We start from the raw sequence: 24,917 nt of genomic DNA, 5'->3' as shown, positions 1-24,917 counted from the left end.
TTTTAATTCAACCCCTAAATAAATAAATTATAAATTCTTTATAGAAATAATAACTAATAATAATACATAAGATATATAATTGTTTTTGAATGTAAAATACAGAAGAGAGTTAAAAGGGAACCGGGCGGCACAAATAAAAATAAATTCAATTGCAGAGTGATTATTATAAAATAAATCCTGCCTGAAAAGAGAAATTTTGAATTTGAACTGATTTTTAAATAAAAATTAAAAAAGAGAATTATTGCCGAAGCAATAATCCTTGCTTACTTTTCTTTTGCCGCATCAGCCAATGTTTTTCTTCTGCGGTATCTCAAATACAGAACCGCTGCGAGGATGATCAGGAACAGCAAGAACAACGGAAGAGCAATTCCGCTGTAACTGGCTGGAACGGACGCGTCCTCGGGTTCGTCTTCAACTTCATCTTCGAAAGCCGGCGGATTCGTTGAACTGTCTGAAGATTCCGGTTTGGGTTCGGGATCAGGGTCGGGGTCCGGATCTGTTCCGCCGCCTCCGCCGTTCTTCTTCCACTGGGCGTAAAGGTCAGTGTCTTCGTAAATGTCAAAAGTTGAGCCGGACGAATAAGTTGTCCCCGAGCCGTCAATTTTGGTATTCCAGTTTTGGAAAGTGTAGCCCTGCATCTGCAAGTTTCCTTTGGAAAGAACTGTTACCGTATCGCCGGAAGCGTATCCGTTGCCGTCGAGAGGAACGTCGCCTGAAGCGCCGTTTTTGTGATAAGTCACTTTGTAAAGCGGGTCCCAAACGGCGAACAAATAAAGGTCGGATTCAATATTGAATATGTGGTCGACAGGATAAGATGTTCCCGTTCCGTCAGACCAAGTGTTCCAGCCGTTGAAATTGTAACCGTCTTTGACTAAAATATCAGAACCGTCTCCGATTGGACCGATATTGTCTTTAATCGTAACAGAATCCCTGTGGTTGTACCATTCACTGACAGGCGGATTTCCCGAATCGGCACCGTTTTCGTCATAGGTCAAGAAATAAGAAATTGGGCCGTAATCATAATAGGTGATATTGACACAATAAGTAGAACCTCTTCCGAATGTGTAAACAGGATCGTTGAAATAGATATATGCGGAATCCTGTGTCCCGTTCTTGAAAACTTCGATATCGCTGATATAATAAACATTTCCGTTGTGAATGGATCTGTTCCAGAGATTCAAATCAAATTGTGAATTCGGCTCGACATATTTCATTTCCTGATATTCATCAATACCGGGATCATAAATATGATTGACTTCGATTCCCGAATTCCAGATGGCATACAATGTATAATCATCATCCATCAAGACTTTATTTTGCATAATATCATCCGGATAATAAGACATGCCGCTTCCGTCAGATTCGGTGTTCCAGCAAATGAATTCAGAACCGAACATTTCCAAATCGCCTTTCGTCATAACGGTTGCATATGTATTTGCAGGATAATCCGTATTATCAACCGGAACGGTGCCGCTTGCGGAATTCGCCTCATAAGTTAATCTGTAAGTTGTGATACCGTCTTTTTCATAATAATAATGAACTTCATAGGTTTTCGCTTCATCAAAAGTGTACCAAGCATCCATTACATCCGCTGTCCATCGAATCCAAAGATAACCGTTTAAATCGGCAATCGTGCTGAAAGCTCTTGGAATAGTATAACTGTAAAACATATTCAGCAAATTGTTTCCGACACTCATTGCAATAGCATCATCTTCTGAGCCGGAATAATAATCAAATCTCCAAGGCTGATCAGAATCTTTTGTGTTGTAACCGTTAAAGTTGGGGTACTCAATGTAATTTCCGACGCGAATATAAGAGTCAGGCATCACCGCATAAGTACGCAAAGATGTAAGACCAAGATTGCCAAATTGATCAATTTGACCTCCGTCTGAATAATGTCTGACCGTCAATTTACTGTTTGATTCAATCAAATCAATACGTTTTAAAGTATAAGTTTCACCGGAAAAATCCGGCTTAGACCACATCGTTAAATTCGTATTTTCCCCGTAAGTAACGGTTTTGCCTTCCGTCAAAATATGTTCTTCGCTGCCGTCAGCGTAATGATGTGTGATTGGAAATTCAGCCTTATAATTGATGACCAAAATGTAATGGATTCCTTCTTCAAACACATGGTAGTCTTCAAAATCAATTTCATTTTTCATTTCAACGCGTTCATTTTGGAAATAAGTGATCGGGCTTTCAATCAACGGATGAACGAGTGAGAAAGTAAAATAACCATAAAAGACTCTGAGGATTTCAATCGGGTCGGGATTATCAAACGATAATTGTGAATCATTGAAATAATCATATAATGTCCCCGATGAACCTGTCGGCGCTGAAAGAGATTCCAAATGCGCTTCGGGATCAAATGTGTCTCCGACAACCATTACTTCTGAATATTCAAAATAATCATAATAGTTATTATAATTATAATACCCGATATTATTATAACCGGATGAAGAAGTGCCTGTTGTTTCATAATGCAAACTCATTGAATCATAAACGTATTCATGCTCTCTGTACAAAGGCTGAATTTTTTCGGACAAAAATTCAGAGGTAATTCTCTGTCCTGCCGGAACGAGCGCTGAACTGATATCGGAGCAATCTGTTTCATTGTACAGGTTTGTACTTAAAAATCCGTCATAATTGTGAATGACGTGAAGATGAGCGTAACCGTCCGGCTCGGGTGTGCTTTCGCTGTAATAGATATTCATTACATAATTGCGATTATATTGGAAATTGTAAATATCCCCGAAATTGACGACTTCGGAGCTGATGGCATTTCCCTCAGGATCCCAGTCCCATCCTGATTCATTGTTGCCGCCGGACTCATAATAATAGAAATTTGCAATGATTCCGTCATAAAGATTATCGCTTTTGAAATCAGATTCACTGCCGGCAGGATATAAACCGGAATTGCCCGAAATATCATAATAAAAAGGATCGTCAGAGATACTGCCGCCATAATAAGATTGTACATATAAAGAGTATTCATACCCGGCATTCCAAGGATCGAAAGTAAAAGTTCCGGATTCCGTCGTCGTTGAAGAAACATCCGGTCCCGAATAAGGAGAATCCTCTACCAGGTAATTGATTGTAAGGTTAACAGCCAAGTCAATGATTTCAACACGATCAACTTTATACATACCTTGTTTTGTTCTGCTCCAATCAGGAATAACCTGCTGACCGGCATAGCTTAAAGTTTTGTAATCGACATCATAAGAAGGATCATACTGATAAGTTTGACCGTCATCATCCGAATAAGAATGAACGACAGTTACATTGGGCATCTGAAAAGCTCCGGGATCAACAGCTTGTTTAGCACTTGTTGATCCGGCCAGCATTAAAAAGATAAGCAATACACAAATGAAAATTGAGAATTTCTTCCAAGAAGACTTAAAAGTCGTTGTCATCTAAATTCAACCCCTTTGAATTAATTGTTGATATAAATTATTATATAAATAAACATTTTTACAGACAATTTAACATAATAGAGAAATGGACATATATAATTCTTTTCAAGCAATTAAAGATTGAAAATATAATTGCAAAGAAAATACAAAACCAAACCGAATCAATGTAAAACATTTTTTAAAAAACACAAATTTTCAGAACAATAATCAAAAAAGACCATATTAACATTAAGAAAAATAACATCGGGAAAAGAAATTCGGATTTATTGTAAACCTTTCATTTGTAATTCGAATGTTTACTAAACCAAAAGCTTAATAAGAAATATAGAAATTAGGGATTTATCATTATTATTAGATACCATCAAAACCGAAAAAGTATCTGAAAATAATTGCAGAAATGCGAATCAAGAGAGGAAAAAACGGAGTTATATGTGACAGGGATTTCGGATCAGGCTTACCCGAAAATCGGGCTGAAGCTTGAATATTTGTTTTCCTTTTATGTAAATCATTCTCACAATTATCCATTTTTGCATTTCAAATAAAATTTCAAAAAACCTTATTAAAACCATTTAAAACCTTATTAAAATCATTTAAAACCTTATTAAAATCATTTAAATCTGCCTGATTTATCACTTAGAGGTTACTACAATGAAAGAAATCAGAATTCACGGACGCGGCGGGCAAGGATCCGTCACAGCCGCCGAACTTCTTTCCATCGCCGCTTTTGCTGACGGCAAATTCAGTCAGGCCTTCCCTGCTTTCGGTGTGGAAAGACGCGGTGCTCCCGTCCAGGCTTTTATGCGCCTTGACGATGTGCCGATTCGTATCAGAAGTCAAATTTATGAACCGGACTACGTCATTGTCCAAGACGCAACGCTTATCGATGTCGTTAATGTGACAGGCGGTCTCAAAGAAACCGGTGCCATCATTATCAACACAAAAGAATCCGCCGACGCTTTCGCCCGTTTGAACACGAAAGCAAAAATCATGACGGTCGACGCGACCAAAATTGCAATGGACGTCATCGGCGTTCCGATCGTGAACACGATTTTACTCGGCGCATTCGCGGCAGCAACAGGTGAAGTTGCCGTTGAATCCATTCAGGAAGCCGTCAAAGAAAGATTTGCCGGAAAAGTCGGCGAAAAGAACGCAGAAGCAATCCGTATTGCTTATGACTTTGTCAAAGAGGGGATGAAATCATGAAGATCACACTCGGCGCCGTCTGCGAACCCGGAACGGCAATGGAAAACAAAACCGGCGGCTGGAGAACATTCATGCCGGTCTTTGAATACGACAAATGCATCCGCTGCGCAATTTGTGAAGTCGCGTGCCCTGACATGTGCATTTACGCGGATCAGGAAACGGCAAACGAAAAAGGAAAATGCTTGTACAAAGCAGATTACGATTACTGCAAAGGATGCGGTATTTGCGCAAACGAATGCCCGAAAGACGTAATTACAATGACTTTGGAGGAGAAATAATGGCAGTCAACCCGAACGATAAATCTAAAATGGTTGTCGTGGAAGGCTCTTACGCTGTTGCGCACGCCGCAAAAGTTGCCCGCCCGCAAGTCATTTCAGCATATCCGATCACGCCGCAGACCCACATCGTGGAAGAGCTGTCCCAGTTTATGGCCGACGGCGACATTCCCGGCTGCGAATACATCAACGTGGAATCCGAATTCTCGGCAATTTCCGCATTGATCGGCGCGTCTGCCGCAGGCGCCCGAACTTACTCGGCAACAACTTCTCAGGGTCTCTTTTTGATGCACGAAGCGCTCTTCAACGCCTCCGGCATGAGACTTCCGATTGTGATGACAGTCGTCAACCGTGCCGTCGGCGCTCCGATCAACATCTGGAACGACCAGCAGGACTCGATTGCGCAGAGAGATTCCGGATGGATCCAGCTCTACGCCGAAGACACGCAGGAAGCAGCCGACATGGTTCTTCAGGCTTTTAAGATCTGTGAAGACAAAAACGTCATGCTCCCGATCATGGTTTGTATGGACGGTTTTGTTTTGTCTCACGTTTATGAACCGGTCGTTTTGATGGATCAGAAAGAAGCGGACGAATATCTCCCGCCGTTTAAGCCGGACGATTATTTGGACCCGCAGAACCCGAAATCATTCGGAACGCTTGGCGACCCGTCTGTTTATACTGAATTCCGCTATTTGCAGGAAGAAGCGATGAAAAACGCGCTTTCCGTGATTGAAAAAGCGGCTGATGATTTCAAGAAAGTTACCGGAAGATATTACGGCGGCTTGATTGAAGGTTACGAGTTGGATGACGCTGATGTCGTTATCGTTTCATTCGGATCGATTCTCGGAACGATCAAAGATGTTGTTGACGAATATCGCGCAAACGGCGAAAAAATCGGTATCTTGAAGGTCCGCTCTTTCAGACCGTTCCCGACAGATGCTGTCAATAATGCTTTGAAGAACGCCAAAGCGATCGTTGTCATTGAAAAAGACATTTCAATCGGCAGGAACGAAGGCGCTCTGTTCACGGAAGTCAAAGCCGGCCTTTACAACACGCCGATTCGAACGCCGATGACAGGCTACATGGTCGGACACGGCGGCCGCGACATTCGTCCGATGCATATCAGGGAAATCATTGAAGCAACGAAGAAAGTTGCGGAAACCGGAGAGATTGAAGTTGAATCTCAGTTCAACGAAGTGAAGGAGGAATTGTTGTGAGCGACAATAAACCGTTCAACTTACTGACGGCCGGCCACAACGGCTGTGCCGGATGCTGTGACGCTTTGGCTGCAAAATACGTTTTAATGGCGGTCGGTTCTGACTGTATTGTCGTCAATCCGACGGGCTGTTTGGAAGTGATGACAACGCCGTTTCCGAGAACCGCGTGGAACGTGCCGTGGATTCACTCTTTGTTTGAAAACGGCGGCGCTGTCGCGTCCGGCATTGAAGCGGCGCTGATTGCGCAGGGACGTAAAGGCAATACGAAAATAATCGCAATGGGCGGCGACGGCTCGACAATGGACATCGGTATCGGTGCTTTGTCCGGCGCTTTTGAACGCAACCATGATTTGACTTACGTTTGTATCGACAACGAAGCTTACATGAACACGGGCGTTCAGCGCAGCAGCGGAACGCCTTTCGGCGCTTCTACGTCGACCAGCCCTGCGGGAAAAAAATCTTACGGCAACAACACGAACAAGAAGGATATGCCTGCAATTATGGTCGGCCACGGCTCGCCGTACGTTGCAACGACTTCTATCGGTTATGCGAATGACATGATGAAGAAAGTCAAAAAAGCGGCTGACACGGTCGGCGCATGTTACATCCACGCGCACGCGCCCTGCCCGACCGGCTGGGGATTCGATTCGTCCAAGACGATTGAAATGGCAAAGCTGGCTGTCGACTGCTGTCTCTGGCCGCTTTACGAGATTGAAAACGGCGAAATTACAAGCGTCAAGAAAGTCAAAGACCCGAAACCGGTTGAAGAATATTTGAAAGCGCAGTCCCGTTTCAAACACCTTTACAAGATGGAAGGCGGCGACAAGGAAATCGAAAAGATTCAGCAGCTCGCCGACAAGAATATTGCAAAATACGGTCTTGACAAGTAATTTTACTTGTCATTTCTTTTTGATTTTATTCTTGTTTCTTTCACCTTTCTTTCTTATTTTTCATTTTTACTTTTTTTATTTATTAAGATTTAAATAAATTTCAGTTCTATTGATATTGGTTTAATTTAATTAGATATAAATAGTCGGCAAACAGTATTAAATGAATTAGTTCGAAAATAAAATCTTGGAGGAACAATTATGGGCGTTTATTCAGAATATTTAGATAAACAGAATTTAGGAATACTGTTGGGAGATGATTTAGACTTTGAAAGAAAAAAAGAATTGAAAAGGATTTCTGAAATAAGAAAACGGCCAGTAGTAGTTTATGCAAGTGATATGAGTAAAGATAATAATGCTCCAATAAGTATTGATTATTCAGATATAGTACCATTTGCGGATCAACTTTCAATGATAGAAGGAGAAGAAGTCGACATTATTTTGGAAACCCCAGGAGGAATTTCAGAAATAGTGGAAGATTTAGTAAATCATATCAGATCTCGTTTTAATAAAGTTGGTATTATTGTCCCAGGAATGTCTAAAAGTGCAGGAACAATATTTACTATGGCTGCAGATGAAATATTAATGGGAGAATTATCCACATTAGGACCAATTGACGTACAGATATTTATGAATGGAAAACACTACTCTGCAGATGCTTTTTTAGAAGGTTTGAATAAAATAATAGATGAAAGCAACAAAAAACAACAACTTGATTTAGCTTATATCCCATTATTACAAAGCATATCGCCTGGAGAAATACAGCATTGTAAAAATGGTCAAGATTTTTCAAAAAAATTAGTGACTGATTGGCTTGTAGATTATAAATTTAAATTTTGGGAAAAACATAATTCAACAGGGAAAGAAGTTACATTAGAAGAGAAGAAAGAAAGGGCATTGGAAATTGCTACAAAACTTTGCAACCATAATCATTGGTTAACCCATGGAAGATCTATACGAATTAATGATTTACAAGAAATGGGTCTTCAAATTACAGATTACTCAAAACATACAGAATTAAATGATGCAATAAATAGATATTTCACATTATTGAGAATGACGTTTGAAAGATCTAATGTTTATAAAGTTTATGAGACCCCGACATCACAAGTTTATCGAAGTACAATTCCTCAACCACAGATCCCTATTCCCCCTCAATCTCCAAATAATACTCCCAACCCAATATTAGCAAATGTGAAATGTATAAAATGCAATGCTGATCTTGTTCTTCAAATAAATTTGGGTCAAGAAATGCCTTTACAAGAAGGAGCAATACCATTTCCAAAAAATAATATACTTAGATGCCCTGTATGTAAACATGAAAGTAGCATAAAAGAATTAAGACAACAAATAGAAATTCAATTTAATAAAATAGTGGTTTAAGGAGAGGAATAAATGATAAATACGCATGAAGAGTTGTTGCAAGAATCAAAAAAAATTTTAAAATTGCAATCCGACAGTTTTCAAATTACAATAAATCTAACGGGACAAACACAAACAGTAGAGGCGATTTCTGAAGCAATTCGTATAGGAACAAGCAAAACAACATATTATACAACATATACGCATGCATGAAAGGGTAAATCACCCTTTTTATTTAAATCGTTTTTTCATAAACATCTCCTCATACAACTCAATTTTCAATCTCAACCGCCAAGAAACATATTCAGAACTCCAACCCAACATTTCCAAAATCAAAACAGATTCTTCATAATATTCCAAAATCTTATCCGCTTTCCAATGCACCGGCAATCTTTGAAGATTAATAATCCGGTCACACATTTTAATAACGGAAACATCAGAACCGCCGGCTTTGATTCCTTCAAGATAATCCAAAAGCGGCAATCCTTCTTTTTTTGTAAGCAGATCAATGCCGTGAACAACTTCGGGTTCAAAATATTGCAGCATTTCATCTTTCGTAATCGGCGTATCTTCTAAAACATCATGGAGAAGCGCGATTTGAACCGCATTTTTGAAATTCTCAAGCGGCACGGTTCTGTCGGCGGCCGTAACTTCATCGGCAACCATACAAACATGAATCATGTACGGCAAGCCCGCGTAAAGCTGATTGCCGTGCGCTTCGGCGGCGTAAAAAAGCGCTTTATTGTAAAAATCCTGAATTTCTTCGGGCGGTGCCGCTTTTCTGTCTTTCATGATACAGCTCCTCAATATGATTTGTATAATTTTCGATATTATGAATATGCCAAAAATTTCAAAATTTATTTATAACATTAAAACAAATTTAGAAATAATTCTTATTTAGAATTATTTTGCAGGTAGGGATATGAATCTAAAAATGATCATCTTGCTTTTATTAATTCTGTCACCCTTTATTACATTTGCTTCTGCAGCTTCCGCTTCGGAAACGGATTCCGAAATTCATCCTTTTGTCGAAAATTGGATGGATATCGGCGTCAGCCGCGAAGAAGCTCAAAAAATGCTTGATTCAAATCCGCCGACAAATCCTTCCGAATTATATGAAATCGCAGCGCGAGGAAATGTTCTGGCAATATACGGCGAAATTCCTCAAAAGATGAGCGGAGCCGATTCATATGATTGGTTTATGACTGTGAATGAAATCGTTTTCAGCATTGCAGAAAGCGGTGAATTGAACGAATATAACCATATCGGACTCGGAGCCGGAAATTTCATGACAATTGCAATCGAAGAAGGACGGGAAGCCGACCTCACCGACGATGATCTTGAAGCGATGAGAGCAATCGTTTACAAATATGCCGAAGCTTCAAATGTCGAAAATTTCCCGCTGGTCATTCAAACAGAAACCATACCGATCGGATATGAAATGCCTTTAGATCAAGATGAGGCAAATCAAAATAAAACGAATCAAAATGAAATAAATCGGGATAAAACAGCTGTAAGTTACAGTGAAATGATTATCGGATTTCTTCATAATATTTTCAAATAATCATTATGAATTATTATGAAATGATTAATTATGAAATGATTATGAAAAATTACGAAATCCGTTGATTCCTTTTTTATCTTCGTTCTGGCCGAAGATCTGATTCTGTTCTTTTTTGAAAAAATAAGAATTTAAATTCACCATCATGACATAGCCGTCTTCGCCGTCGGAATAATATTGAGATTCGATCCAAGCCGTTGAAAAACCGAGTTTTGTGTACAAATTGATTGCCGGCTTATTGCTGACGCGAACTTCAAGCGACGCTTTTTGAAGACCTTTGAGCAGAAAATAAGTGCAGATGTGATCGATCAGATACTCGGCGATTCCTTGATTGCGGTGATATTTGCTCACGGCAAGCGAAAAAATATGTCCTTCCGATTCGGAAAGAGCGTAGCCGACAATGAAGCCGACAACATCATTTCCGAGCATACAGACAAAAAAACCGTCATGGAAGACTTCGTAAAAATTGATGTATTCGTAAGGATTGTGTTCGTTAAAAGCCTCCGCTTCAAGCATGAGAATACTGTATTTGTCCTCCGGAAGATACCGGCGGATGAACGGCTGCGGCGGAAGCGGAACAGACATAATAACGATTATGGAAAATCATACATTTTAATCTTTGGCAAAATCGGACACTTACAAACCGATTTAAACCAATCTAAACCAATCTAAACCGATTTAAACCAATCCAAACCGATTTAAACCAATCCAAACCGATTTTTTCATCACTTTGTGATGATTTTAAACAATTTCTTCAACATTTCTGCAATGATTTTAAACAATTTTCTCATCATTTTATAATAATTTTAAAATTTGATTTGAGTCATTCAAACTTGTTCACAATATTCTTTTCGGCACTTATCGGCATATTCATTGAAAATATTCAATATTTCAAAACCGAGCGCTTCTCTTTCGACTGTTAACTCTTCATCCGAAAAAGATCTGATTTTAACATCATTATGAAGGTCATTGATTTTCAAACGCATTGCCCGTGAATACGGCAAACCCTTTGTAAACCATTGCGAATGCGCCCGAACGTTCACATGAGGAAGCAAATCGTAACGCTTCAAAAGTATGAGATATTGATTCAAATCAGAAACGCGCGCTTCAAATTCATCCGGCATTGAAATTGTTTCGAGTTCGCCGTTTTTCAAGTAAGAATTCAGTTTTTGAAAGAGAAACGGATTTCCGATTGTGCCGCGCCCGATCATGTAGCCGTCGCAGTTTGTCAGATCCATTGCCGTTTGAAGTGATTTTTCATCAACGATGTCGCCGTTTAAAATGACGGGGATGGAAAGTTCTTTTTTGATTTTCGCGGCAATTTCCCAATTCGCAACTCCCGAATACATTTGGTCGCGCGTTCTGCCGTGAACGGTAATTGCGGCAGCGCCTGCATTTTCTATTGATTTTGCCAGCCGAAGCGTTTTTTCATCGTCTTTGTAAATTCGAATTTTGGCGGTGACGGGAAACATTGCGGCATCACAGACGGAGCGGACAATTGAAGCAGGATGATTGGCAGCGCTGAAATCCCGAGCCATTAATGCCGCGCCGCAGCCGGTCTTTGTAATCGGCGGAGACGGGCAGCCCATATTAATGTCAATGACTTTGGCTGCCGGTTTGAATAAATTTTCCAAGCCCGCGGCGGCTTTTGAAATGGACTCGGCGCTGTTTCCGACGATTTGAATGCCGTAAGGAATCTCGTCAATTGAAAATCCGCGATTTTTCGCGTACGGATCACCGTGATTGAAGCCGTCGGAGTGAATCATCTCCGTGTAAGTGAAGTCGGCGCCGCGTTGGTGCGCAACAAAGCGAAAAGCCGGATTTGTGACGTCTGCCATCGGCGCGAGGAATAAAGCCGGCTTTTTTTGAGAAAAATCATAAAACATAAAACAGCCTCAACGACTTGTCAAAAGATGTTCTGATATTTATTTTTGCCTTATCTTTTGATTTATTTTTATGATTTGTTTTTGTTTTGCTCTTTGTTTTTGTTTTGCTCTTTGTTTTTGTTTTGCTCTTTGTTTTTGTTTTGTTCTTTGTTTTTGTTTTGCTCTTTGTTTTGCTCTGTTGATTTGCACTGTTTGTTTGCTTTACTTTTTGCACTGTTTGTTTGTTTTATTTTTTGTTTTTCTTTGTTTTCAACAGAAAAGGGGATGCTTTAAAACGAATGAAGTCTTATTTTTCGAAATATTGTTGAATCATAAATTTGGGAGAGAGAAAATTGAAAATTATTGCTTTTGTCGGTATGCCCGCTTCCGGTAAATCCGAAGCGTCCAACGTCGCAAGAGAAATGGGAATTCCGGTCGTCACGATGGGCGACGTTATTCGAAAAGAAGTCGAGCTGCGCGGCGCGGACCCTGCCGACGGCGGAAAAATTGCGAATGAGCTGCGTGAAAAAGAAGGAATGGACGCGATTGCCAAAAGATGCATGACAATGATTGAAGAAAAAATGAAAGACAATCCTTCAAAGATTTTCGTCATCGACGGCGTTCGCGGAATTGCCGAAGTCGATTATTTCAAAGAACATCTCGGCGACGGATTTATGCTTGTTTCGATTGCAATCGACTCTCCGATCGAAGAGCGTTTTGACAGAATCCAAGCCCGCAAAAGAGAAGACGATATGGACAACATCGAGCAGCTCAAAGAACGCGACACGCGTGAAATCGGCTGGGGTATGGGCGAAGCGATTGCAGCATCAGGCAGAATCATTGAAAACACGTCGACTTTAGACGCTTACCGCGCCAATATCCGCAAATTGTTTGAAGAAATGATTGCGGAAGAAGAAAATAAACAATCATAAAAATTATAACAATCATAATAACAATTATAATAACATAAATAATAACATAACAATCATAATCGGGATAACATGATCAATGCAAAAGTCACATTTTTCGCGCCGGTTTACATCACGGAAGACTCGGAAAAAGTCAGAGCGGCGGTTTCAAATATGGCCAATTTCGGCAGACCAAAAAATGAAGAAATTCATCCGGAATTGATTTCCGGTGCAAACCCGAATCCTGACAAAAACAAATCGACATGTGACGATACAGACCCCTTCATTTCCGATGCAGAAAATGTCAAAGAAACGGCGATCGTTTGCGGAAATTTGGAGCTTCTGTCGGGGATTCATTATCTGATTCGAAAAGAGGAAATCATTGATACCGCAAATACCGCGCTGACAGACGGAATCGATGAAAGCGGATGCAAAACTTTTGTCGCGCTCAACAAGCAGGCGGCGTTTATGAAACATATCAGTTTCCCTGCCGCCGACGAAACGCTCGGCTCGGTCTTTTTGGAAATTGAGACGGAAACGCCGGATGAACTTTTAAGAATTATTGATTGGCTGACGCCGCCGACAAAAGAAGGCATTCCGGTTTATGAATTAAAAATGAATGAGTTGTAAGCCGTTTTTAAGAAATTATAAAGCGGCAGCCACATTTTTCATTATTTTTTGAAAAACGGGAAGCGGGTTTGTTTATATTTTTTTGCAAAAGCGATGAGCAAAAGTTCATAATTTTTTGCAAAAGCGGAGCGGCTCACGCGGCGGCGGGCTGCTGCTGTGCCGGTAGCGGCAATGCAAACCTGATTGCAAGCGGAAACAGAAACCTGCAGGTAGCAGCGGCACGTTCGCGAATGCGAACGGATTACGATTAAAAAGAGCAGATGCAGGCAGAAGCGCAAACCGCCACGGCAGCAGCAACATAAAAGACAGTTGCAGACCGACAGTCTCGGCAAGAGCCGGCAGCAGCAAAAGACAGTTGCAAGAAAACACTTCGCAGGAGCCGAACAGCAATAAAAAAGAACGTTTTTGAATTTTTTGTTTCGTATGGGAAAAATCCGCCAAGTCTCGTTTCCTCCGCTCCGCTTCGGAAACTCGACTTGCGGGGGCGGCTTTTGAAATTTCATTCAATTTTTTTCTTATTGAAACATCATCTTTCATCCATTTTCTTCAAAAACGGAACGCCTTCTTTTATCCAAAACTTAAAAATTTAAGATTAAGGTTTTATCGGGCGTTCAGGTTCAACGATTTTTTGAAAAATGGATGTTTAGGTTTCATCTCAAAACAAAATAAAAATGGCAGACGATTTTGAAAATTTAAAAGAAAAATGGAGCGGCTCGCGCGGCGGCGGGCTGCTGCTTGACTCAAAAAGAAATAGAGAAAGAGAAAAAAGAGAAAAAAAGAAAAAGGCTTAATTGCCTCTGATTTTTTTGATTTCGGCCGCGATTTTGCGGACAGAATCATTTTTGGCTTCCGTATTATTAATCATAATGCGGCCGCTTTTTTCCCACCAGGCGCGAGGGTAAGATTTGTCTTTTTCGGGAATCGGAGAGAATCCTAAGTTGGCAGCCGCTTTGAAAATTTCATCAAAATCGGGCTTTGAAACGGCGCTTTTCTTTGAAATAATACGGCCTTCGGCGCGCGTTCTTTCTTTGTCTAAATAAGCCGGCCAAATCACAAGCCTGCCTTCATCTTTCATCATGTTTTTCAAATCCTTTTTTCAAATAATTGTAAATCTTTTTGTAATCATAGAATTGTGTTTTAATATTAAGACTTTTTTTATTTTTGATTTGAATTTTTAAAAAATTGAAACGAAATAGTGCAACACCCTGTTGCACAATTGGAAAATCGTCGACCGACCTTAAAATCCAAAATAGTGCAACAGGTTGTTGCACAATTTCAACATCTTCTCGAATTGAATATATTTTTCTTTAGTTTACTTTATTTTGCCGCTCTTTTGCTCTTTTTCATTCCGATTTCTTTTTTCATTTCTTCCTCAATATCTTGAATTGTCGGCAAGTCTGAAAGTAAATTTTCGGGCAATTCTTTTATCATTTGCTGTTTCCATTCAGCAACACCAATTGGTTTTTGAAATCCTGCCAATGAATACTCAACAATAACTTTATTTTTACTTTTAACAAGGAGTAAACCGATTGTTAACTTATCATCAGAATGTCGAAAAGTATCATCAATAATATTTTGATACAAATTCAATTGAGCAATATGACCGGGTTCAAAATCGCATGTTTTCAATTCAACGACAATATAACAGCGAAGACGCAAATGATAAAAAAGTAAATCGACAAAGAATTCTTGACCGCCGATTTCAACTTTAACTTGTCTTCCGACAAAAGCAAATCCTTGTCCCAATTCGAGCAGAAAATGCTCAATATGTTGAATAAGTTTCATTTCAAGCTCTTTTTCACGTTTTAACTCATCCGTTCCCAAAAAATCGAATAAATATGGGTCTTTAAAAATATGAGAAACTAAATCAGATTCTGCCGGCGGCAATATATTTGAAAAATTATGAATAATATGATTTTGTCGATGAATTAAATCTGAAGAAATTTGAAGATCTAAGATGCTGCTGCTCCAGCCATTGTTGATTGCTTCATAAACATACCACAAACGACTTTCTTTGTCATGAAGTTTATCTAAAATCAATATGTTGCTCCTCCATGGCAATTGTGCAACGGCCTGTTGCACAATTTCAAAGTCCTCCCAGCATTCGGCAAATCTCTTCATATATTTCAAATTTCGAGAGGAAAATCCTTTCATGTCAGGAAATTCCTGTTTTAAATCAATTGAGATTTGATCAATGACTTTCGCGCCCCAGCCAGCTTCTTTTTGTTTTTCAAGAATCATGGAGCCGATTTTCCAGTAAAGAATAATCATGTGGCGATTCGCTGATATAACGGCCTTCATCCGTTCATTTTGAATGCTGCTTTTGACTTCCGCTATGAATTCGGAATAAGAATTGTCTGTTTTAAAAGATTCAAGCACTTTAGTCATATTTTCATGAACAAGGAACCTGGATTTAACTTTGTTGAAATTTTTAAAATCGGAAGATATATATGCTCAATAAGCAAGTCCGATAAAAACAGGAACAGTACAATTCAATAAAATCACAATAAATTAAAAATGAATTAAAATCCCAAATAGTGCAACACCCTGTTGCACAATTGAGAAATATCGAAGCTGAAATAGAAATAAAATCAAACAAAAAAGAAAATTAAAGAATCAATAAAGATTCCAAAATTCCGACAATTTATTCTTGAAAAACGCTTTCCCTTCACGGAATTCATCAACGGAAAACACTTCAAAATTGAACGTTTCATCATAATTGCCCAACCCCCGAAGAACAGAATAATCAATAATTCCCTGCCCCGGAGCATAATGTTCATCACCGCCGTAACGCCCGTTATCGACACCGTGATTGTCATGAACATGAACGTGAACGACAAGCGGTGAAATCGTTTTTACAAATTCGGCAAGCTTCTTTTGGTCGCCGCCGCATGTCAAATTCGCGTGACCGATGTCCAAAGTCGCGCCGAGATAATCAGAATCTACCAAATCCACCGCTTTCGCCAATTCTTCGGCGCGGCAGCACAAGTTTGCCGGATCCGTATTTTCTTTGTTTTCCAAACCGATCACGACGCCGACATCTTCGGCATACTCCGAAAGCTGCTTCAAATTCTGAATCATTCTGCCAAATGACTTTGAAGCGCCGCCTTCCGTAATTCTGCCGGGATGAACAACCAAAACATCCGCGCCGGCATGAGCGGCAATATCAAGCGATTCATACATCAATTTGAAGTCAGAATCATCCATTTTTGACGTGTTGATTGCAATCTCTTTCGGATGTTCTCCTTCAGGATCCGGAAAATAAGGCGCGTGCGCCGAGCAGTAAAAGTCGTAAGAGAAAAACGAATCAAAAAAAGCATCTAAGCGGTCTGTCTGAAGCTCTCTGCCTTTGTAAAGATTCATTTTAGGAATGTAAAGTTCAATTGAATCTGCCAGACCGTCCAATTCGGAAAGCGGTCCCGCAAATGAAGATACACCGAATTTCATGAGGAAATAAAAGAGAACGGGGATATATTAAATTGTGTATTTGCTCAAAAACGCATTCAAACCCCGAAACAATATAGGCGCCGCCGAAATGATTCAGCGATTATATTAAATATAAGTTTGAATTAGACCTGCGAAAACAAAAACGCGAGAATAAAAACGGGTATTTTACAAATTATATTATTCAATTATATAATCGAATTATATTATTCAATTATATTATCTAATTTATTCAATAATATTAGCTAAGTAATTATTATACGGAGAAAAGGAGAATGGACCCGCTGATCGGAATGGGCGTACTGGCACTCGTCGGTGCTGTTGCCGCAATTGCAGGCTTCACCGAGGACTTAGAGTCCGTTGTCGGTTCCCAAAGCAATCCGAATTCACAAGTTCAATTGGCTCCTCAAATGAAATATCCGCATCGCCTGTTCAACAAAGCAATCTCGGGCGAACCCCTTTCAAACGGATTGGCTGCCGTTGTCGGCGCCGTTATCGCCGTTTCGCTTGAAACTTATTTTAACTTCTCCATTCTCACATTAATCGTCATCGGCTCAACCGCCGCCATGTTCATTCACACTGTTTTGGCAACCACGTCATATTTCGGCAGAATCGCAAGCCAAAGCCGGTTTAAACAACCGATTTACATGGACGTTTTCAAAACACACATCCCGATTATCGCCGCTTACGCTTTCATGACAACGGCATGCATTTTGATCATCTGTTTCTTAATGTCAAATTACTTGGAAATTTGGGTTCCGATTCCGCTTCTTGCGCTGATTCTCGGAATCACTGTCGGCTCTATCGGCTCATCTGTGGGTGACATTCAATACGGCGCCGAATGTCTTTATCAAAACTTGGAATTCGGATCCGGCGTGAACGCCGCGTATTCCGGAAACATTGTCAGAAAATCGGAGTCCGGAATCCGCTCAGGCATTGACAACGCTTGGTTTTCATCAAAATTCGGCGGCCCGACAACGGGAATCGCTTTTGCCGCCGTTTTATTTATGACCTCATGGATCACGGTTTTGTTTAATCCCGAATGGGGAAGCATTGTCGGATGGTTTGGAATCGCTGCCGGCATCTTATTCATCGCGGCAATGATCATATTGAACAGATATCTTGAAAAGTCCGCCCGCCGCAGTTTCGGCCCGTACCGCGAAGAAGAAAAGACGGAGATGACGGAATGACATTGACTGAAAATCTGATTTTCTTAACGGGTCCGCAAGTCTATTTTATTGCCGATCCGATTAATCAATTGATTTTACTTCTTTTAATCACACTCGGCGGCGTTTTAATTACAATCAGCGTTCATCTGATTCCGGTCGGCGGCGCGCCCGCTGCAATGGCGCAGGCAACAGGCGTCGGCACCGGCACAACACAGCTCGCAGCAGGCGCGGGACTGACAGGTCTGCTGGTTGCAGCATCCGTTTACCTTCTCTCGGGCAATGCGCTTCTCTGCCTGCTTCTCGGCGGCATCGGCTCTGCTGTCATGATTGCAATCGTTATGCTGATTTCAAACATTGGCTACATCTACGGCGTCGGCATCCCGCCGGCTTCCGGAAAAGCGGTTCGCGACCCGATTACGAATGACCGTCAGGATATTTACGTCTCCAAAGGAACAGAAGGGCACGGCGTTCCGACCGCAGCGTTTCTCAGCGGAATCATCGGCGGCATTGTCGGCGGCATCGGCGGCTCTTTGATATTTGTCGCTTTGATGAAATCTCCGGATCTGCCCTTAGAAACGGCAACCGTTACCATCGCCAATGCGATTATTTTATCGATCGCGCTTTTCTTCGTCAACGCCGTGATCGCGTCATACAATATCGGCGGAACGATTGAAGGATTTTACGATCCGAAATTCAAAAAACTGCCCAAGGCTGTTATCGTTTCAGCGATCATTACATTGATTTGCGGCATCATGTGTCTCTTTATTATGATTCAATTAGAAGGATTTACGTATATTACGGGGTGAATGAATGAACGCAGCAAAACCGAACAAGGACAAAAAAGACGCGCATTTTAAAACAGCGCTCTGCGGACTTTTGGTCAGCCTTGCCGGAATTTACATTGCTTTGTTGCTGCCGCTTCACTCAAATGTGCCGACATTTCCGCCGGCAGCGCCGTTTGCGTTTGCCGCGGGCATCTCAATGATTGCCGCCATCCTTTGGGCCGCGGATTCTGTTCGCAGCATCTCCAAATACGGTCTCGGAACAGGCGTTCCGTCTGTCGGCATGTTCGGCGTCGGACTGGCCTGCGTTATCGCCGTTTTTGCCGCTTTTTTGAACACGATTTGGAGTCCGATTCTCGGCGCGGCGCTTGCGCTTGCAATCGGGTGGACCGCCGGAAAACTCATTAACAGCGTGATTGGGATGAACATTCCCGGAATGGAAAAAAGAGTTGCCGAAATCACGGCGGGCTGCACGCTTGCAATGATTGCTTCATTCGTTATTGTAACGGGAACGGTTGAAGTTTTCATGGTTGAAAATTATATTTTTACAGGAACGGTGGCGCTCGCATTCATCGGAATCGCGGTTGCCGTTTTCCACGCTTACAACGCGAATTTGGGACCGGACGAAATGCAGAATCGAACGCGAATGCTGACGATTTTGGACGCGTCGATGCTTTTGCTGATTTTCGGAATCATCGCGTTTTTATTCAGAGCGGGCGGCGGCATGAACATTCAGACGGTTATCGGACCTTTGGTCATAATCTTTATGTCAATTGTTTTCATTCTCATTTCATATTATAAATTTTGGACTTATGTTAAAAGAGATGCCTGGAGAATTACGGAAACAGGCTTACTCCCAAGCGAGGAGGATTTGAATTGAAGATACGAATTGCACCGGAAACGGAACTTGTCATGGATCCGCTGACGTCGGTGATTTCCAAGGAAAAAAATGTTGCTCCAAACCGCTCCATGATTGCTTTGATTAAAAAATTGGACGAAACCGAACGCGCCGTTGACGGTTTAATGGATTCATTGTCCGCCGACAAACCGCTTCAAAATTCCTGGCGCGGTCGCGAAATGACGGCAGTCGGCGCGGGAACAGTCACAAACTTCTTTTACGGCTTGATTGCGGGAATGATTCTCTCAGGCTTGATACTGCTTCTCTTAAGCGTTTTGTACGGAGGAATCTGATGACAGACGAAGGCTCTAACAAAACGGCGGCGGTGGCGGCGGCAGCGGGCTGGCCGATGTTAAAAGGCGAATACAAAACGGGAAAACCCGATTCTTGCGTTGCGGTCGTCACTTGCGGATCGCACTTGGACGATGACGCGCTGATCGAAGCGGGCGCCGCGATTTCAGGCTCCTGCAAAACGGAAAACTTGGGAATTGAAAAATTGGTTTCACACATTATTTCAAACCCGAACATCCGCTTTTTGATCGTCACGGGCGCCGAAGTGAAAGGACACATCACCGGCGAAGCGATTTTAATGCTTCACCAAAACGGTATTGACAAGAACAGAATTGTCGGCGCGAAAGGCGCGATTCCTTATATTGAAAATTTATCCGAAGACGCTGTGAAGCGCTTCATGGAACAAATCGAATGTATCGACATGATCAATGTGGAAGACATCGATGAGATTTCCGAAAAGATCAGAGAATGCACGGCAAAAGATCCGGGCGCGTTTCCGGCGGCTCCGCTGATTCAGGATGTCAAGGAAAAGACAGCCGGCAGCGATGACGGCAATTCCGGTGAAGAGGATGAGCCGAGCAGAAGCTTCTCAGGAGGCGGTGCGTCTGTTGAAGAGATTTCTTCTTTGACGATGATTACGCGTCTCAAATCCGTTGATCAGAAGATTGCGGGAATCGGCGATTACAATAAATTCCAAGCCGGATTCCAAGCGGGAAAAATCGAAGGATTCGTTATCGGATTCGTAGTAATGATTTTGATTGCGGCAATTATCGGAATCATTATAATGTTCGGATAAGAATGAAATAATAATCGGAAGCGTTGAAATGGGAAGAAAAGAAGCTAAAATTCGAATGGCGCATTTGGATGAACTGGTGGAAAGCATCAGTTACCGCTCTCAATTGATTTCACGCTCTCAAAAATTGGAATCGGGTATTTTAACGACTCGGAAAGTCGGGTTTATTGCCGGTTTTTTAACGGCGGTCGTTTTTGTTTTGATTATTCCGCTGATTGTTTGGCATTTAATCGGCGTCATTTAAAGGAAAAAAGTTGAGGATTTCAGAATGCAGGAAGAAATGAAAATTGAGTTCCAAAATGAAGATGAAACGGTTTTGGAATATGAAGAAATCACACAGCGTTTGGATCGCTTGGATGAAAAAGTTGAGTTTGTCCGCGCGGAAGTTGCGCAGCGGACGGGACGCAAAATCGGCAGAGATGTCGGCATTTTATACGGCGTTCTTGCAGCGCTTCTTTTGGCAATGTTCTTCTTTGTGCTGAGAATTTATTTCTGATTCGTTTCAATTTCAAAATCATTTATCAAAAATTATCAAAATAATTAATCAAAATTATTTCAAATATCAATGGAAAAAAGGAAAACCGGAGTTTAATTTATGTTTAAATTTGAAAAAAAGCAGGAGATTTATGAAATCGGCGGCGTTCGTTTCGGCGGTCAGCCGGGCGAAGTTCCGACGGTGATTATCGGAACGATGTTTTACAACCGCCACAAAATTGTAACGGATGCGGACAAAGGAGTTTTTGACAAAGCCGCTGCCGAAAAATTGTGGAATGACCAGCTTGAAATTTGTGATCAAACGGGTGTCGCCTGCGCGAATCAGCTTGTCGGCGAAACGCCTGAATCGATTAAAAATTATATCGACTGGTTTATTGACATCGATGATAAAACGCCTTTTTTAATGGATTCTTCGGACAGCGAAGTGCGCGCGGCAGCCGCTCTTTATGCGACAGAAATCGGTGTTCATGAACGCGCAATTTACAATTCTGTGAATGCGAGTATTGAAGAAAATGAAATCAAAGCGCTGACGGAAAGCAAAATCAATGCGTCAATTGTTTTGGCATTCAATGCCGTCAATCCGTCGGTCTTGGGAAAAATTGAAATTTTGGAAAAAGGCGGAACGGGTTTGTCCGGCGGGCTTCTTGAAATTTCAAAGATGTGCGGAATTGAGAAACCTTTGATCGATGTTGCTGCCGTTCCGCTCGGCTCGGGCGCGGGCGCGTCCATGCGTGCAATTACGGCGATTAAAGGCCATCTCGGCTATCCTGTCGGCGGCGGTTTTCACAACACGGCGTCGGCTTGGGACTGGATGCGCGAATTTAAAAAGACGCAGGAAAATCCGAAAGAATATTATTTGCCGGCAGACATCGGAACGAATTTGGTCGCGCAGGCGCTCGGCGCAAACTTCCTGCTTTACGGCCCGATCGAAAACGCAAAATACGTCGCGTCTTCCGCCGCAATGGTTGACATCATGCTTGAAGAAAATGCCAAAGAATTGGGAATTGCACTTGTCGATGAAGACAAACTTCCGATCGGAAAATTAATTTGAAATTTTAAAACATGAATTTAAAAATAATTCAAATTAAATCGAAAAACAAATTAAAAACAAAATTAAAATTTAAAAACAAAAACGGAAAAACGAATTTTTGAATTTATTTATTGATAAATCTCACTTTTTTCATTTTATTTCCACTTTATTTTTTGTTAATTTTTCATTTATTTTTGAATTTTTAATTATTCTTTATGATGTTTAGAATTGAATTTTTGACAAATCTTTTTTTGATTAAAATCAGATTTTTGTATTGAAAAAACAGTATCTTGCAATTGAATATTTTTGGCGAAGTTTTTGAATTCGGCTTTATTTTTTGAATCATTTAATTTTTGATTTGAAGACGATTTAAGAAGGCTTATATAAAATATAACAAATATTAAATTTACGGGGTTTTAGATATTATCACTAAAAATTAATCTAAAATAAATAACCGAAAAAACAAAAATAAACAACACAGAAGGTAAAGTTATGGCTGATACACCCAACGAGACGACAACACCCGGAGCAGTTCGGGACATGTCAAAATCGACATCCAAACCTGTCATTCCGTCTTCAACGACGACAGAAACAACTCCCGATTCTGCAGCACCTGCAGCAAAAACCCCGACTGCAAGGTCAACAACAGCTGCTCCGAAAACAACAGCAGCAAAAACAACAACTGCAAGAAAACCGGCTGCAAAGACAACGGCAGCGGCACCGAAAACAACAGCGGCAAGAACAACTGCAGCAACTAAAACAACGACTGCAAAGACAGCGACAGCTGCAAAATCAACGACGGCAGCAAAGAAACCTGCCGCTAAAACAACCGCAGCAACAAAGACGACCGCGGCAAAAACAACAACTGCCGCCAAAAAACCGGCAGCAAAAACAACTGCTGCAAAACCGGCTGCAAAACCTGCCGCTAAAACAACAGCTGCTAAAACAACAGCGGCAAGATCGACTGCTGCTTCAAAGACAGCCGCATCCAAAACCGCGGCAGCACCGAAGACCGCGGCCAAGAAGCCGGCTTCAAAAGCCGCGCCCAAAACGGCTCCGAAATCAGATGCAAAATCAGCAGCAGCTTCCAAAAATGCTCAAACCCGTTCTATCCCCGTGAACGCTGAGGACGGATGGGAAGAAATTGACATTGAGATTGATCTTGATGAAATCAATGAAATCCTTGAAGAAAAAATCAACAGCAAAAAAAGAGCCTGGAAAGAGAAAGAAGCACATTACGCTGACATGATCAACGCTTACAGAAAAGAGAAAAAGGAAAAGAAAGAAAACAAAAAAGCGAAGAAAAAAGCCAAAGGCAAGAAACTTTCACAGAATGAAAGGTATATTGTTTACGGCGCAGCAGCAGCATTCGCAGCATATGCCGCATACCATCTTCTCCACAAAAAATAATTCTTAAAAAATTCATGGCTCTTTTGAGTCATGAATTCTTCGTTTTTTCAAATATTTTTAAATTATTTTTCAATCATTTTTCAATCATTTTTTAATCTCTCTTTCAATCATTTTTCAATCATTTTTTAATCTCTCTTTCAATCATTTTTCAATCATTCTTCTTTCCATCTTCTTTCTTGCAATTGTCTTCTGCAATTGCTGCCGCCGACTTATTTCCGACAGCTGCCGCCGCGCGCAAACGACACAATTTTTTAAAAATAATCGAAAAGAAAAGATGAAATTTTTTAATTTTTTGACTTGATGTTCAATTTTTGTTTCATCTAAAAAATTATTTTAAATTTTTCAGCTCGTCCAAAACGATTTCAGCATGACCTTTAACGCGAACATTATTCCAAACTTTTCCGATTTTTCCGTCAGTATCAATCAAAAATGTTGTTCGAACGGTTCCCATGTTTTCGTTGCCCATGAATTTTTTAAGCTGCCAAACATCGTAAGCTTTGATGACTTCGAGTTCAGGATCGGCTAAAAGCGTAATCGTAAGTTCCGCTTTTTCGATGAATTTCTGATGAGAAGAAACACTGTCTTTGCTGACGCCGAGAATGACAGCGCCGTTTTTTTCAAACTCATTTTTAAGCGCCGAAAAATCAACAGCTTCCTGTTTACATCCGGCGGTGTTGTCTTTGGGATAGAAATAAAGAACGACATATTTTCCTTTGAAATCTTTTAAGCAAACATTTTCCGAATTCTGATTCGGCAGACAAAAATCAGGCGCTTTATCGCCGGGCTGAAGAGATGAAACGGGCATTTGAAATTCTCCTTTGAATGAATTTTTGATTTATTTTTGATTTATTTTTGATTTATTTTGATTTATTTTTGATTTATTTTGATTTATTTTTGATTTGTTTTTGATTTGTTTTGATTTATTGAATTGTATGAACTAAAAGATTGATTTCATTATATTTTTTGTGTTGAATAAAATCGACGACGAATTTTGATTAAAAACGACAGAACGGAGCAGCCCGCACGCGGCACAGCGGCACAAATCCGGGAAACAAAATGAATTTTATTTTACAAATGTTTTATTTCGTTTAACCGAAATATATTTATCATATCAAAATTATTTCCAAATGACGAAAACAAAATCAGATTTCCGATTCATTGAATCAGAAATCAGGCAGATTTTTCAATCCAACCCCGACGGCCTGTTTTGTCACCTCAAACAGGCCCTCTTATTTTTCAAGTTACAAAAACGCCCCCGATTGTTTTTATGATACATTGTTATAA

General features: G+C 40.8%; 29 protein-coding genes. 18 read left to right on the top strand and 11 right to left on the bottom strand.

All coding sequences use genetic code 11. From position 1 onward, the window contains the following. Positions 1-263: 263 nt before the first annotated feature. Positions 264-3,290 (bottom strand): InlB B-repeat-containing protein, encoded by a 3,027-nt coding sequence (locus MmiHf6_RS07275; RefSeq protein WP_316557134.1) that lies wholly within the window; start codon positions 3,288-3,290, stop codon positions 264-266. 771 nt (positions 3,291-4,061) lie between these two features. Here MmiHf6_RS07275 and MmiHf6_RS07270 point away from each other — a divergent pair. The 6 genes from MmiHf6_RS07270 (at position 4,062) to MmiHf6_RS07245 (ending at position 8,570) form a co-directional block, all read left to right on the top strand. Next, positions 4,062-4,616 carry a pyruvate ferredoxin oxidoreductase subunit gamma gene (locus MmiHf6_RS07270; RefSeq protein WP_316557133.1) on the top strand — a complete coding sequence of 185 codons (555 nt, stop codon included), beginning with the start codon at positions 4,062-4,064 and terminating at the stop codon, positions 4,614-4,616. Then, positions 4,613-4,894 (top strand): 4Fe-4S binding protein, encoded by a 282-nt coding sequence (locus tag MmiHf6_RS07265; RefSeq protein ID WP_316557132.1) that lies wholly within the window; start codon positions 4,613-4,615, stop codon positions 4,892-4,894. The genes MmiHf6_RS07270 and MmiHf6_RS07265 overlap by 4 nt, the downstream gene beginning before the upstream one ends. Beyond that, the gene (porA, locus tag MmiHf6_RS07260; RefSeq protein ID WP_316557131.1) at positions 4,894-6,108 is read left to right on the top strand and encodes a pyruvate synthase subunit PorA; all 1,215 of its coding nucleotides are present in this window, start codon (positions 4,894-4,896) and stop codon (positions 6,106-6,108) included. Before MmiHf6_RS07265 ends, porA begins: the two co-directional genes overlap by 1 nt. Further along, complete coding sequence (locus tag MmiHf6_RS07255; protein WP_316557130.1) at positions 6,105-6,998, top strand: thiamine pyrophosphate-dependent enzyme; 894 nt, start codon at positions 6,105-6,107, stop codon at positions 6,996-6,998. The genes porA and MmiHf6_RS07255 overlap by 4 nt, the downstream gene beginning before the upstream one ends. Positions 6,999-7,196: 198 nt before the next feature. Next, the gene (locus tag MmiHf6_RS07250; protein WP_316557129.1) at positions 7,197-8,378 is read left to right on the top strand and encodes an SDH family Clp fold serine proteinase; all 1,182 of its coding nucleotides are present in this window, start codon (positions 7,197-7,199) and stop codon (positions 8,376-8,378) included. A gap of 12 nt (positions 8,379-8,390) precedes the next feature. Beyond that, positions 8,391-8,570 (top strand): hypothetical protein, encoded by a 180-nt coding sequence (locus tag MmiHf6_RS07245; protein WP_316557128.1) that lies wholly within the window; start codon positions 8,391-8,393, stop codon positions 8,568-8,570. Positions 8,571-8,588: 18 nt separating this feature from the next. Here the strand turns inward: MmiHf6_RS07245 and MmiHf6_RS07240 are convergent, their stop codons facing one another. After that, positions 8,589-9,149, bottom strand: a complete 561-nt coding sequence (locus tag MmiHf6_RS07240) for a hypothetical protein (protein ID WP_316557127.1) — start codon at positions 9,147-9,149, stop codon at positions 8,589-8,591. Positions 9,150-9,279: 130 nt separating this feature from the next. Between MmiHf6_RS07240 and MmiHf6_RS07235 the strand changes: the two genes are divergently transcribed. Then, positions 9,280-9,921, top strand: a complete 642-nt coding sequence (locus MmiHf6_RS07235; protein ID WP_316557126.1) for a hypothetical protein — start codon at positions 9,280-9,282, stop codon at positions 9,919-9,921. A 39-nt stretch (positions 9,922-9,960) separates the two neighbouring features. Here MmiHf6_RS07235 and rimI read toward each other — a convergent pair whose 3' ends face one another. From rimI to MmiHf6_RS07220, 3 genes are all read right to left on the bottom strand, one after another. Then, positions 9,961-10,503: a ribosomal protein S18-alanine N-acetyltransferase gene (rimI, locus tag MmiHf6_RS07230; protein WP_316557125.1), complete on the bottom strand. Its 543-nt coding sequence runs from the start codon at positions 10,501-10,503 to the stop codon at positions 9,961-9,963. 242 nt (positions 10,504-10,745) lie between these two features. Next, positions 10,746-11,804, bottom strand: coding sequence for a tRNA dihydrouridine synthase (locus MmiHf6_RS07225; protein WP_316557124.1), 1,059 nt, complete (start codon positions 11,802-11,804; stop codon positions 10,746-10,748). A gap of 39 nt (positions 11,805-11,843) precedes the next feature. Next, positions 11,844-11,993, bottom strand: a complete 150-nt coding sequence (locus MmiHf6_RS07220; protein WP_316557123.1) for a hypothetical protein — start codon at positions 11,991-11,993, stop codon at positions 11,844-11,846. 143 nt (positions 11,994-12,136) lie between these two features. Between MmiHf6_RS07220 and MmiHf6_RS07215 the strand changes: the two genes are divergently transcribed. Beyond that, positions 12,137-12,715 (top strand): nucleoside monophosphate kinase, encoded by a 579-nt coding sequence (locus tag MmiHf6_RS07215; protein ID WP_316557122.1) that lies wholly within the window; start codon positions 12,137-12,139, stop codon positions 12,713-12,715. Between the two features lie 69 nt (positions 12,716-12,784). Next, entirely contained in the window at positions 12,785-13,321 is a 537-nt protein-coding gene (locus MmiHf6_RS07210; RefSeq protein WP_316557121.1) for an RNA-binding domain-containing protein, read from the top strand. Between the two features lie 105 nt (positions 13,322-13,426). Here the strand turns inward: MmiHf6_RS07210 and MmiHf6_RS07205 are convergent, their stop codons facing one another. The 4 genes from MmiHf6_RS07205 to MmiHf6_RS07190 form a co-directional block, all read right to left on the bottom strand. Beyond that, positions 13,427-13,762, bottom strand: a complete 336-nt coding sequence (locus tag MmiHf6_RS07205; RefSeq protein WP_316557120.1) for a hypothetical protein — start codon at positions 13,760-13,762, stop codon at positions 13,427-13,429. 346 nt (positions 13,763-14,108) lie between these two features. After that, positions 14,109-14,399 (bottom strand): signal recognition particle protein Srp19, encoded by a 291-nt coding sequence (locus MmiHf6_RS07200; RefSeq protein WP_316557119.1) that lies wholly within the window; start codon positions 14,397-14,399, stop codon positions 14,109-14,111. Positions 14,400-14,638: 239 nt separating this feature from the next. Next, on the bottom strand, positions 14,639-15,709 hold the full coding sequence (locus MmiHf6_RS07195) for a PDDEXK nuclease domain-containing protein (RefSeq protein WP_316557118.1): 1,071 nt from the start codon (positions 15,707-15,709) through the stop codon (positions 14,639-14,641). 228 nt (positions 15,710-15,937) lie between these two features. Then, positions 15,938-16,768 (bottom strand): sugar phosphate isomerase/epimerase family protein, encoded by an 831-nt coding sequence (locus tag MmiHf6_RS07190; protein WP_316557117.1) that lies wholly within the window; start codon positions 16,766-16,768, stop codon positions 15,938-15,940. Between the two features lie 272 nt (positions 16,769-17,040). Here MmiHf6_RS07190 and mtrE point away from each other — a divergent pair, with 272 nt between their 5' ends. From mtrE to mtrH, 8 genes are all read left to right on the top strand, one after another. Then, complete coding sequence (mtrE, locus tag MmiHf6_RS07185; RefSeq protein ID WP_316557116.1) at positions 17,041-17,955, top strand: tetrahydromethanopterin S-methyltransferase subunit E; 915 nt, start codon at positions 17,041-17,043, stop codon at positions 17,953-17,955. After that, positions 17,952-18,740 carry a tetrahydromethanopterin S-methyltransferase subunit D gene (gene mtrD, locus MmiHf6_RS07180; RefSeq protein ID WP_316557115.1) on the top strand — a complete coding sequence of 263 codons (789 nt, stop codon included), beginning with the start codon at positions 17,952-17,954 and terminating at the stop codon, positions 18,738-18,740. Before mtrE ends, mtrD begins: the two co-directional genes overlap by 4 nt. A 4-nt stretch (positions 18,741-18,744) precedes the next feature. Continuing rightward, a complete protein-coding gene (gene mtrC, locus MmiHf6_RS07175; RefSeq protein ID WP_316557114.1) occupies positions 18,745-19,596 on the top strand; it encodes a tetrahydromethanopterin S-methyltransferase subunit MtrC in 852 nt (283 codons plus the stop codon). Continuing rightward, the gene (gene mtrB, locus MmiHf6_RS07170; RefSeq protein ID WP_316557113.1) at positions 19,593-19,907 is read left to right on the top strand and encodes a tetrahydromethanopterin S-methyltransferase subunit MtrB; all 315 of its coding nucleotides are present in this window, start codon (positions 19,593-19,595) and stop codon (positions 19,905-19,907) included. Before mtrC ends, mtrB begins: the two co-directional genes overlap by 4 nt. Then, on the top strand, positions 19,907-20,701 hold the full coding sequence (mtrA, locus tag MmiHf6_RS07165) for a tetrahydromethanopterin S-methyltransferase subunit A (protein ID WP_316557112.1): 795 nt from the start codon (positions 19,907-19,909) through the stop codon (positions 20,699-20,701). The genes mtrB and mtrA overlap by 1 nt, the downstream gene beginning before the upstream one ends. A 28-nt stretch (positions 20,702-20,729) precedes the next feature. Beyond that, on the top strand, positions 20,730-20,942 hold the full coding sequence (locus MmiHf6_RS07160; RefSeq protein WP_316557111.1) for a tetrahydromethanopterin S-methyltransferase subunit F: 213 nt from the start codon (positions 20,730-20,732) through the stop codon (positions 20,940-20,942). A gap of 36 nt (positions 20,943-20,978) precedes the next feature. Next, positions 20,979-21,194, top strand: a complete 216-nt coding sequence (mtrG, locus tag MmiHf6_RS07155; protein ID WP_316558657.1) for a tetrahydromethanopterin S-methyltransferase subunit MtrG — start codon at positions 20,979-20,981, stop codon at positions 21,192-21,194. Between the two features lie 99 nt (positions 21,195-21,293). Continuing rightward, positions 21,294-22,244, top strand: coding sequence for a tetrahydromethanopterin S-methyltransferase subunit H (gene mtrH, locus MmiHf6_RS07150; RefSeq protein ID WP_316557110.1), 951 nt, complete (start codon positions 21,294-21,296; stop codon positions 22,242-22,244). 395 nt (positions 22,245-22,639) lie between these two features. Here mtrH and MmiHf6_RS07145 read toward each other — a convergent pair whose 3' ends face one another. Continuing rightward, a complete protein-coding gene (locus MmiHf6_RS07145) occupies positions 22,640-23,314 on the bottom strand; it encodes a hypothetical protein (protein ID WP_316557109.1) in 675 nt (224 codons plus the stop codon). 25 nt (positions 23,315-23,339) lie between these two features. Between MmiHf6_RS07145 and MmiHf6_RS07140 the strand changes: the two genes are divergently transcribed. Beyond that, on the top strand, positions 23,340-23,633 hold the full coding sequence (locus tag MmiHf6_RS07140) for a hypothetical protein (protein ID WP_316557108.1): 294 nt from the start codon (positions 23,340-23,342) through the stop codon (positions 23,631-23,633). 328 nt (positions 23,634-23,961) lie between these two features. Here the strand turns inward: MmiHf6_RS07140 and bcp are convergent, their stop codons facing one another. Beyond that, positions 23,962-24,438 (bottom strand): thioredoxin-dependent thiol peroxidase, encoded by a 477-nt coding sequence (gene bcp, locus MmiHf6_RS07135; protein ID WP_316557107.1) that lies wholly within the window; start codon positions 24,436-24,438, stop codon positions 23,962-23,964. Positions 24,439-24,917 lie beyond the last annotated feature (479 nt).

It is taken from the genome of Methanimicrococcus hongohii, assembly GCF_032594095.1.
Lineage (GTDB): Archaea > Halobacteriota > Methanosarcinia > Methanosarcinales > Methanosarcinaceae > Methanimicrococcus > Methanimicrococcus hongohii.
Note: the sequence above shows the minus strand (reverse complement) of the source record. Positions and strands in the feature narration are given on the sequence as shown.

Excerpts from the sequence above, each read along its gene's own strand:
- mtrD (WP_316557115.1), top strand. The coding sequence starts at position 17,952 with ATGACATTGACTGAAAATCTGATTTTCTTAACGGGTCCGCAAGTCTAT.
- MmiHf6_RS07195 (WP_316557118.1), bottom strand. The coding sequence starts at position 15,709 with ATGACTAAAGTGCTTGAATCTTTTAAAACAGACAATTCTTATTCCGAA.
- rimI (WP_316557125.1), bottom strand. The coding sequence starts at position 10,503 with ATGTCTGTTCCGCTTCCGCCGCAGCCGTTCATCCGCCGGTATCTTCCG.
- MmiHf6_RS07225 (WP_316557124.1), bottom strand. The coding sequence starts at position 11,804 with ATGTTTTATGATTTTTCTCAAAAAAAGCCGGCTTTATTCCTCGCGCCG.
- MmiHf6_RS07275 (WP_316557134.1), bottom strand. The coding sequence starts at position 3,290 with ATGCCCAATGTAACTGTCGTTCATTCTTATTCGGATGATGACGGTCAA.
- MmiHf6_RS07160 (WP_316557111.1), top strand. The coding sequence starts at position 20,730 with ATGGGAAGAAAAGAAGCTAAAATTCGAATGGCGCATTTGGATGAACTG.
- MmiHf6_RS07235 (WP_316557126.1), top strand. The coding sequence starts at position 9,280 with ATGAATCTAAAAATGATCATCTTGCTTTTATTAATTCTGTCACCCTTT.
- MmiHf6_RS07200 (WP_316557119.1), bottom strand. The coding sequence starts at position 14,399 with ATGATGAAAGATGAAGGCAGGCTTGTGATTTGGCCGGCTTATTTAGAC.
- mtrG (WP_316558657.1), top strand. The coding sequence starts at position 20,979 with ATGAAAATTGAGTTCCAAAATGAAGATGAAACGGTTTTGGAATATGAA.
- mtrC (WP_316557114.1), top strand. The coding sequence starts at position 18,745 with ATGAACGCAGCAAAACCGAACAAGGACAAAAAAGACGCGCATTTTAAA.
- MmiHf6_RS07210 (WP_316557121.1), top strand. The coding sequence starts at position 12,785 with ATGATCAATGCAAAAGTCACATTTTTCGCGCCGGTTTACATCACGGAA.
- MmiHf6_RS07245 (WP_316557128.1), top strand. The coding sequence starts at position 8,391 with ATGATAAATACGCATGAAGAGTTGTTGCAAGAATCAAAAAAAATTTTA.
- mtrE (WP_316557116.1), top strand. The coding sequence starts at position 17,041 with ATGGACCCGCTGATCGGAATGGGCGTACTGGCACTCGTCGGTGCTGTT.
- MmiHf6_RS07240 (WP_316557127.1), bottom strand. The coding sequence starts at position 9,149 with ATGAAAGACAGAAAAGCGGCACCGCCCGAAGAAATTCAGGATTTTTAC.
- porA (WP_316557131.1), top strand. The coding sequence starts at position 4,894 with ATGGCAGTCAACCCGAACGATAAATCTAAAATGGTTGTCGTGGAAGGC.
- MmiHf6_RS07190 (WP_316557117.1), bottom strand. The coding sequence starts at position 16,768 with ATGAAATTCGGTGTATCTTCATTTGCGGGACCGCTTTCCGAATTGGAC.
- mtrA (WP_316557112.1), top strand. The coding sequence starts at position 19,907 with ATGACAGACGAAGGCTCTAACAAAACGGCGGCGGTGGCGGCGGCAGCG.
- mtrH (WP_316557110.1), top strand. The coding sequence starts at position 21,294 with ATGTTTAAATTTGAAAAAAAGCAGGAGATTTATGAAATCGGCGGCGTT.
- MmiHf6_RS07250 (WP_316557129.1), top strand. The coding sequence starts at position 7,197 with ATGGGCGTTTATTCAGAATATTTAGATAAACAGAATTTAGGAATACTG.
- MmiHf6_RS07270 (WP_316557133.1), top strand. The coding sequence starts at position 4,062 with ATGAAAGAAATCAGAATTCACGGACGCGGCGGGCAAGGATCCGTCACA.
- bcp (WP_316557107.1), bottom strand. The coding sequence starts at position 24,438 with ATGCCCGTTTCATCTCTTCAGCCCGGCGATAAAGCGCCTGATTTTTGT.
- MmiHf6_RS07265 (WP_316557132.1), top strand. The coding sequence starts at position 4,613 with ATGAAGATCACACTCGGCGCCGTCTGCGAACCCGGAACGGCAATGGAA.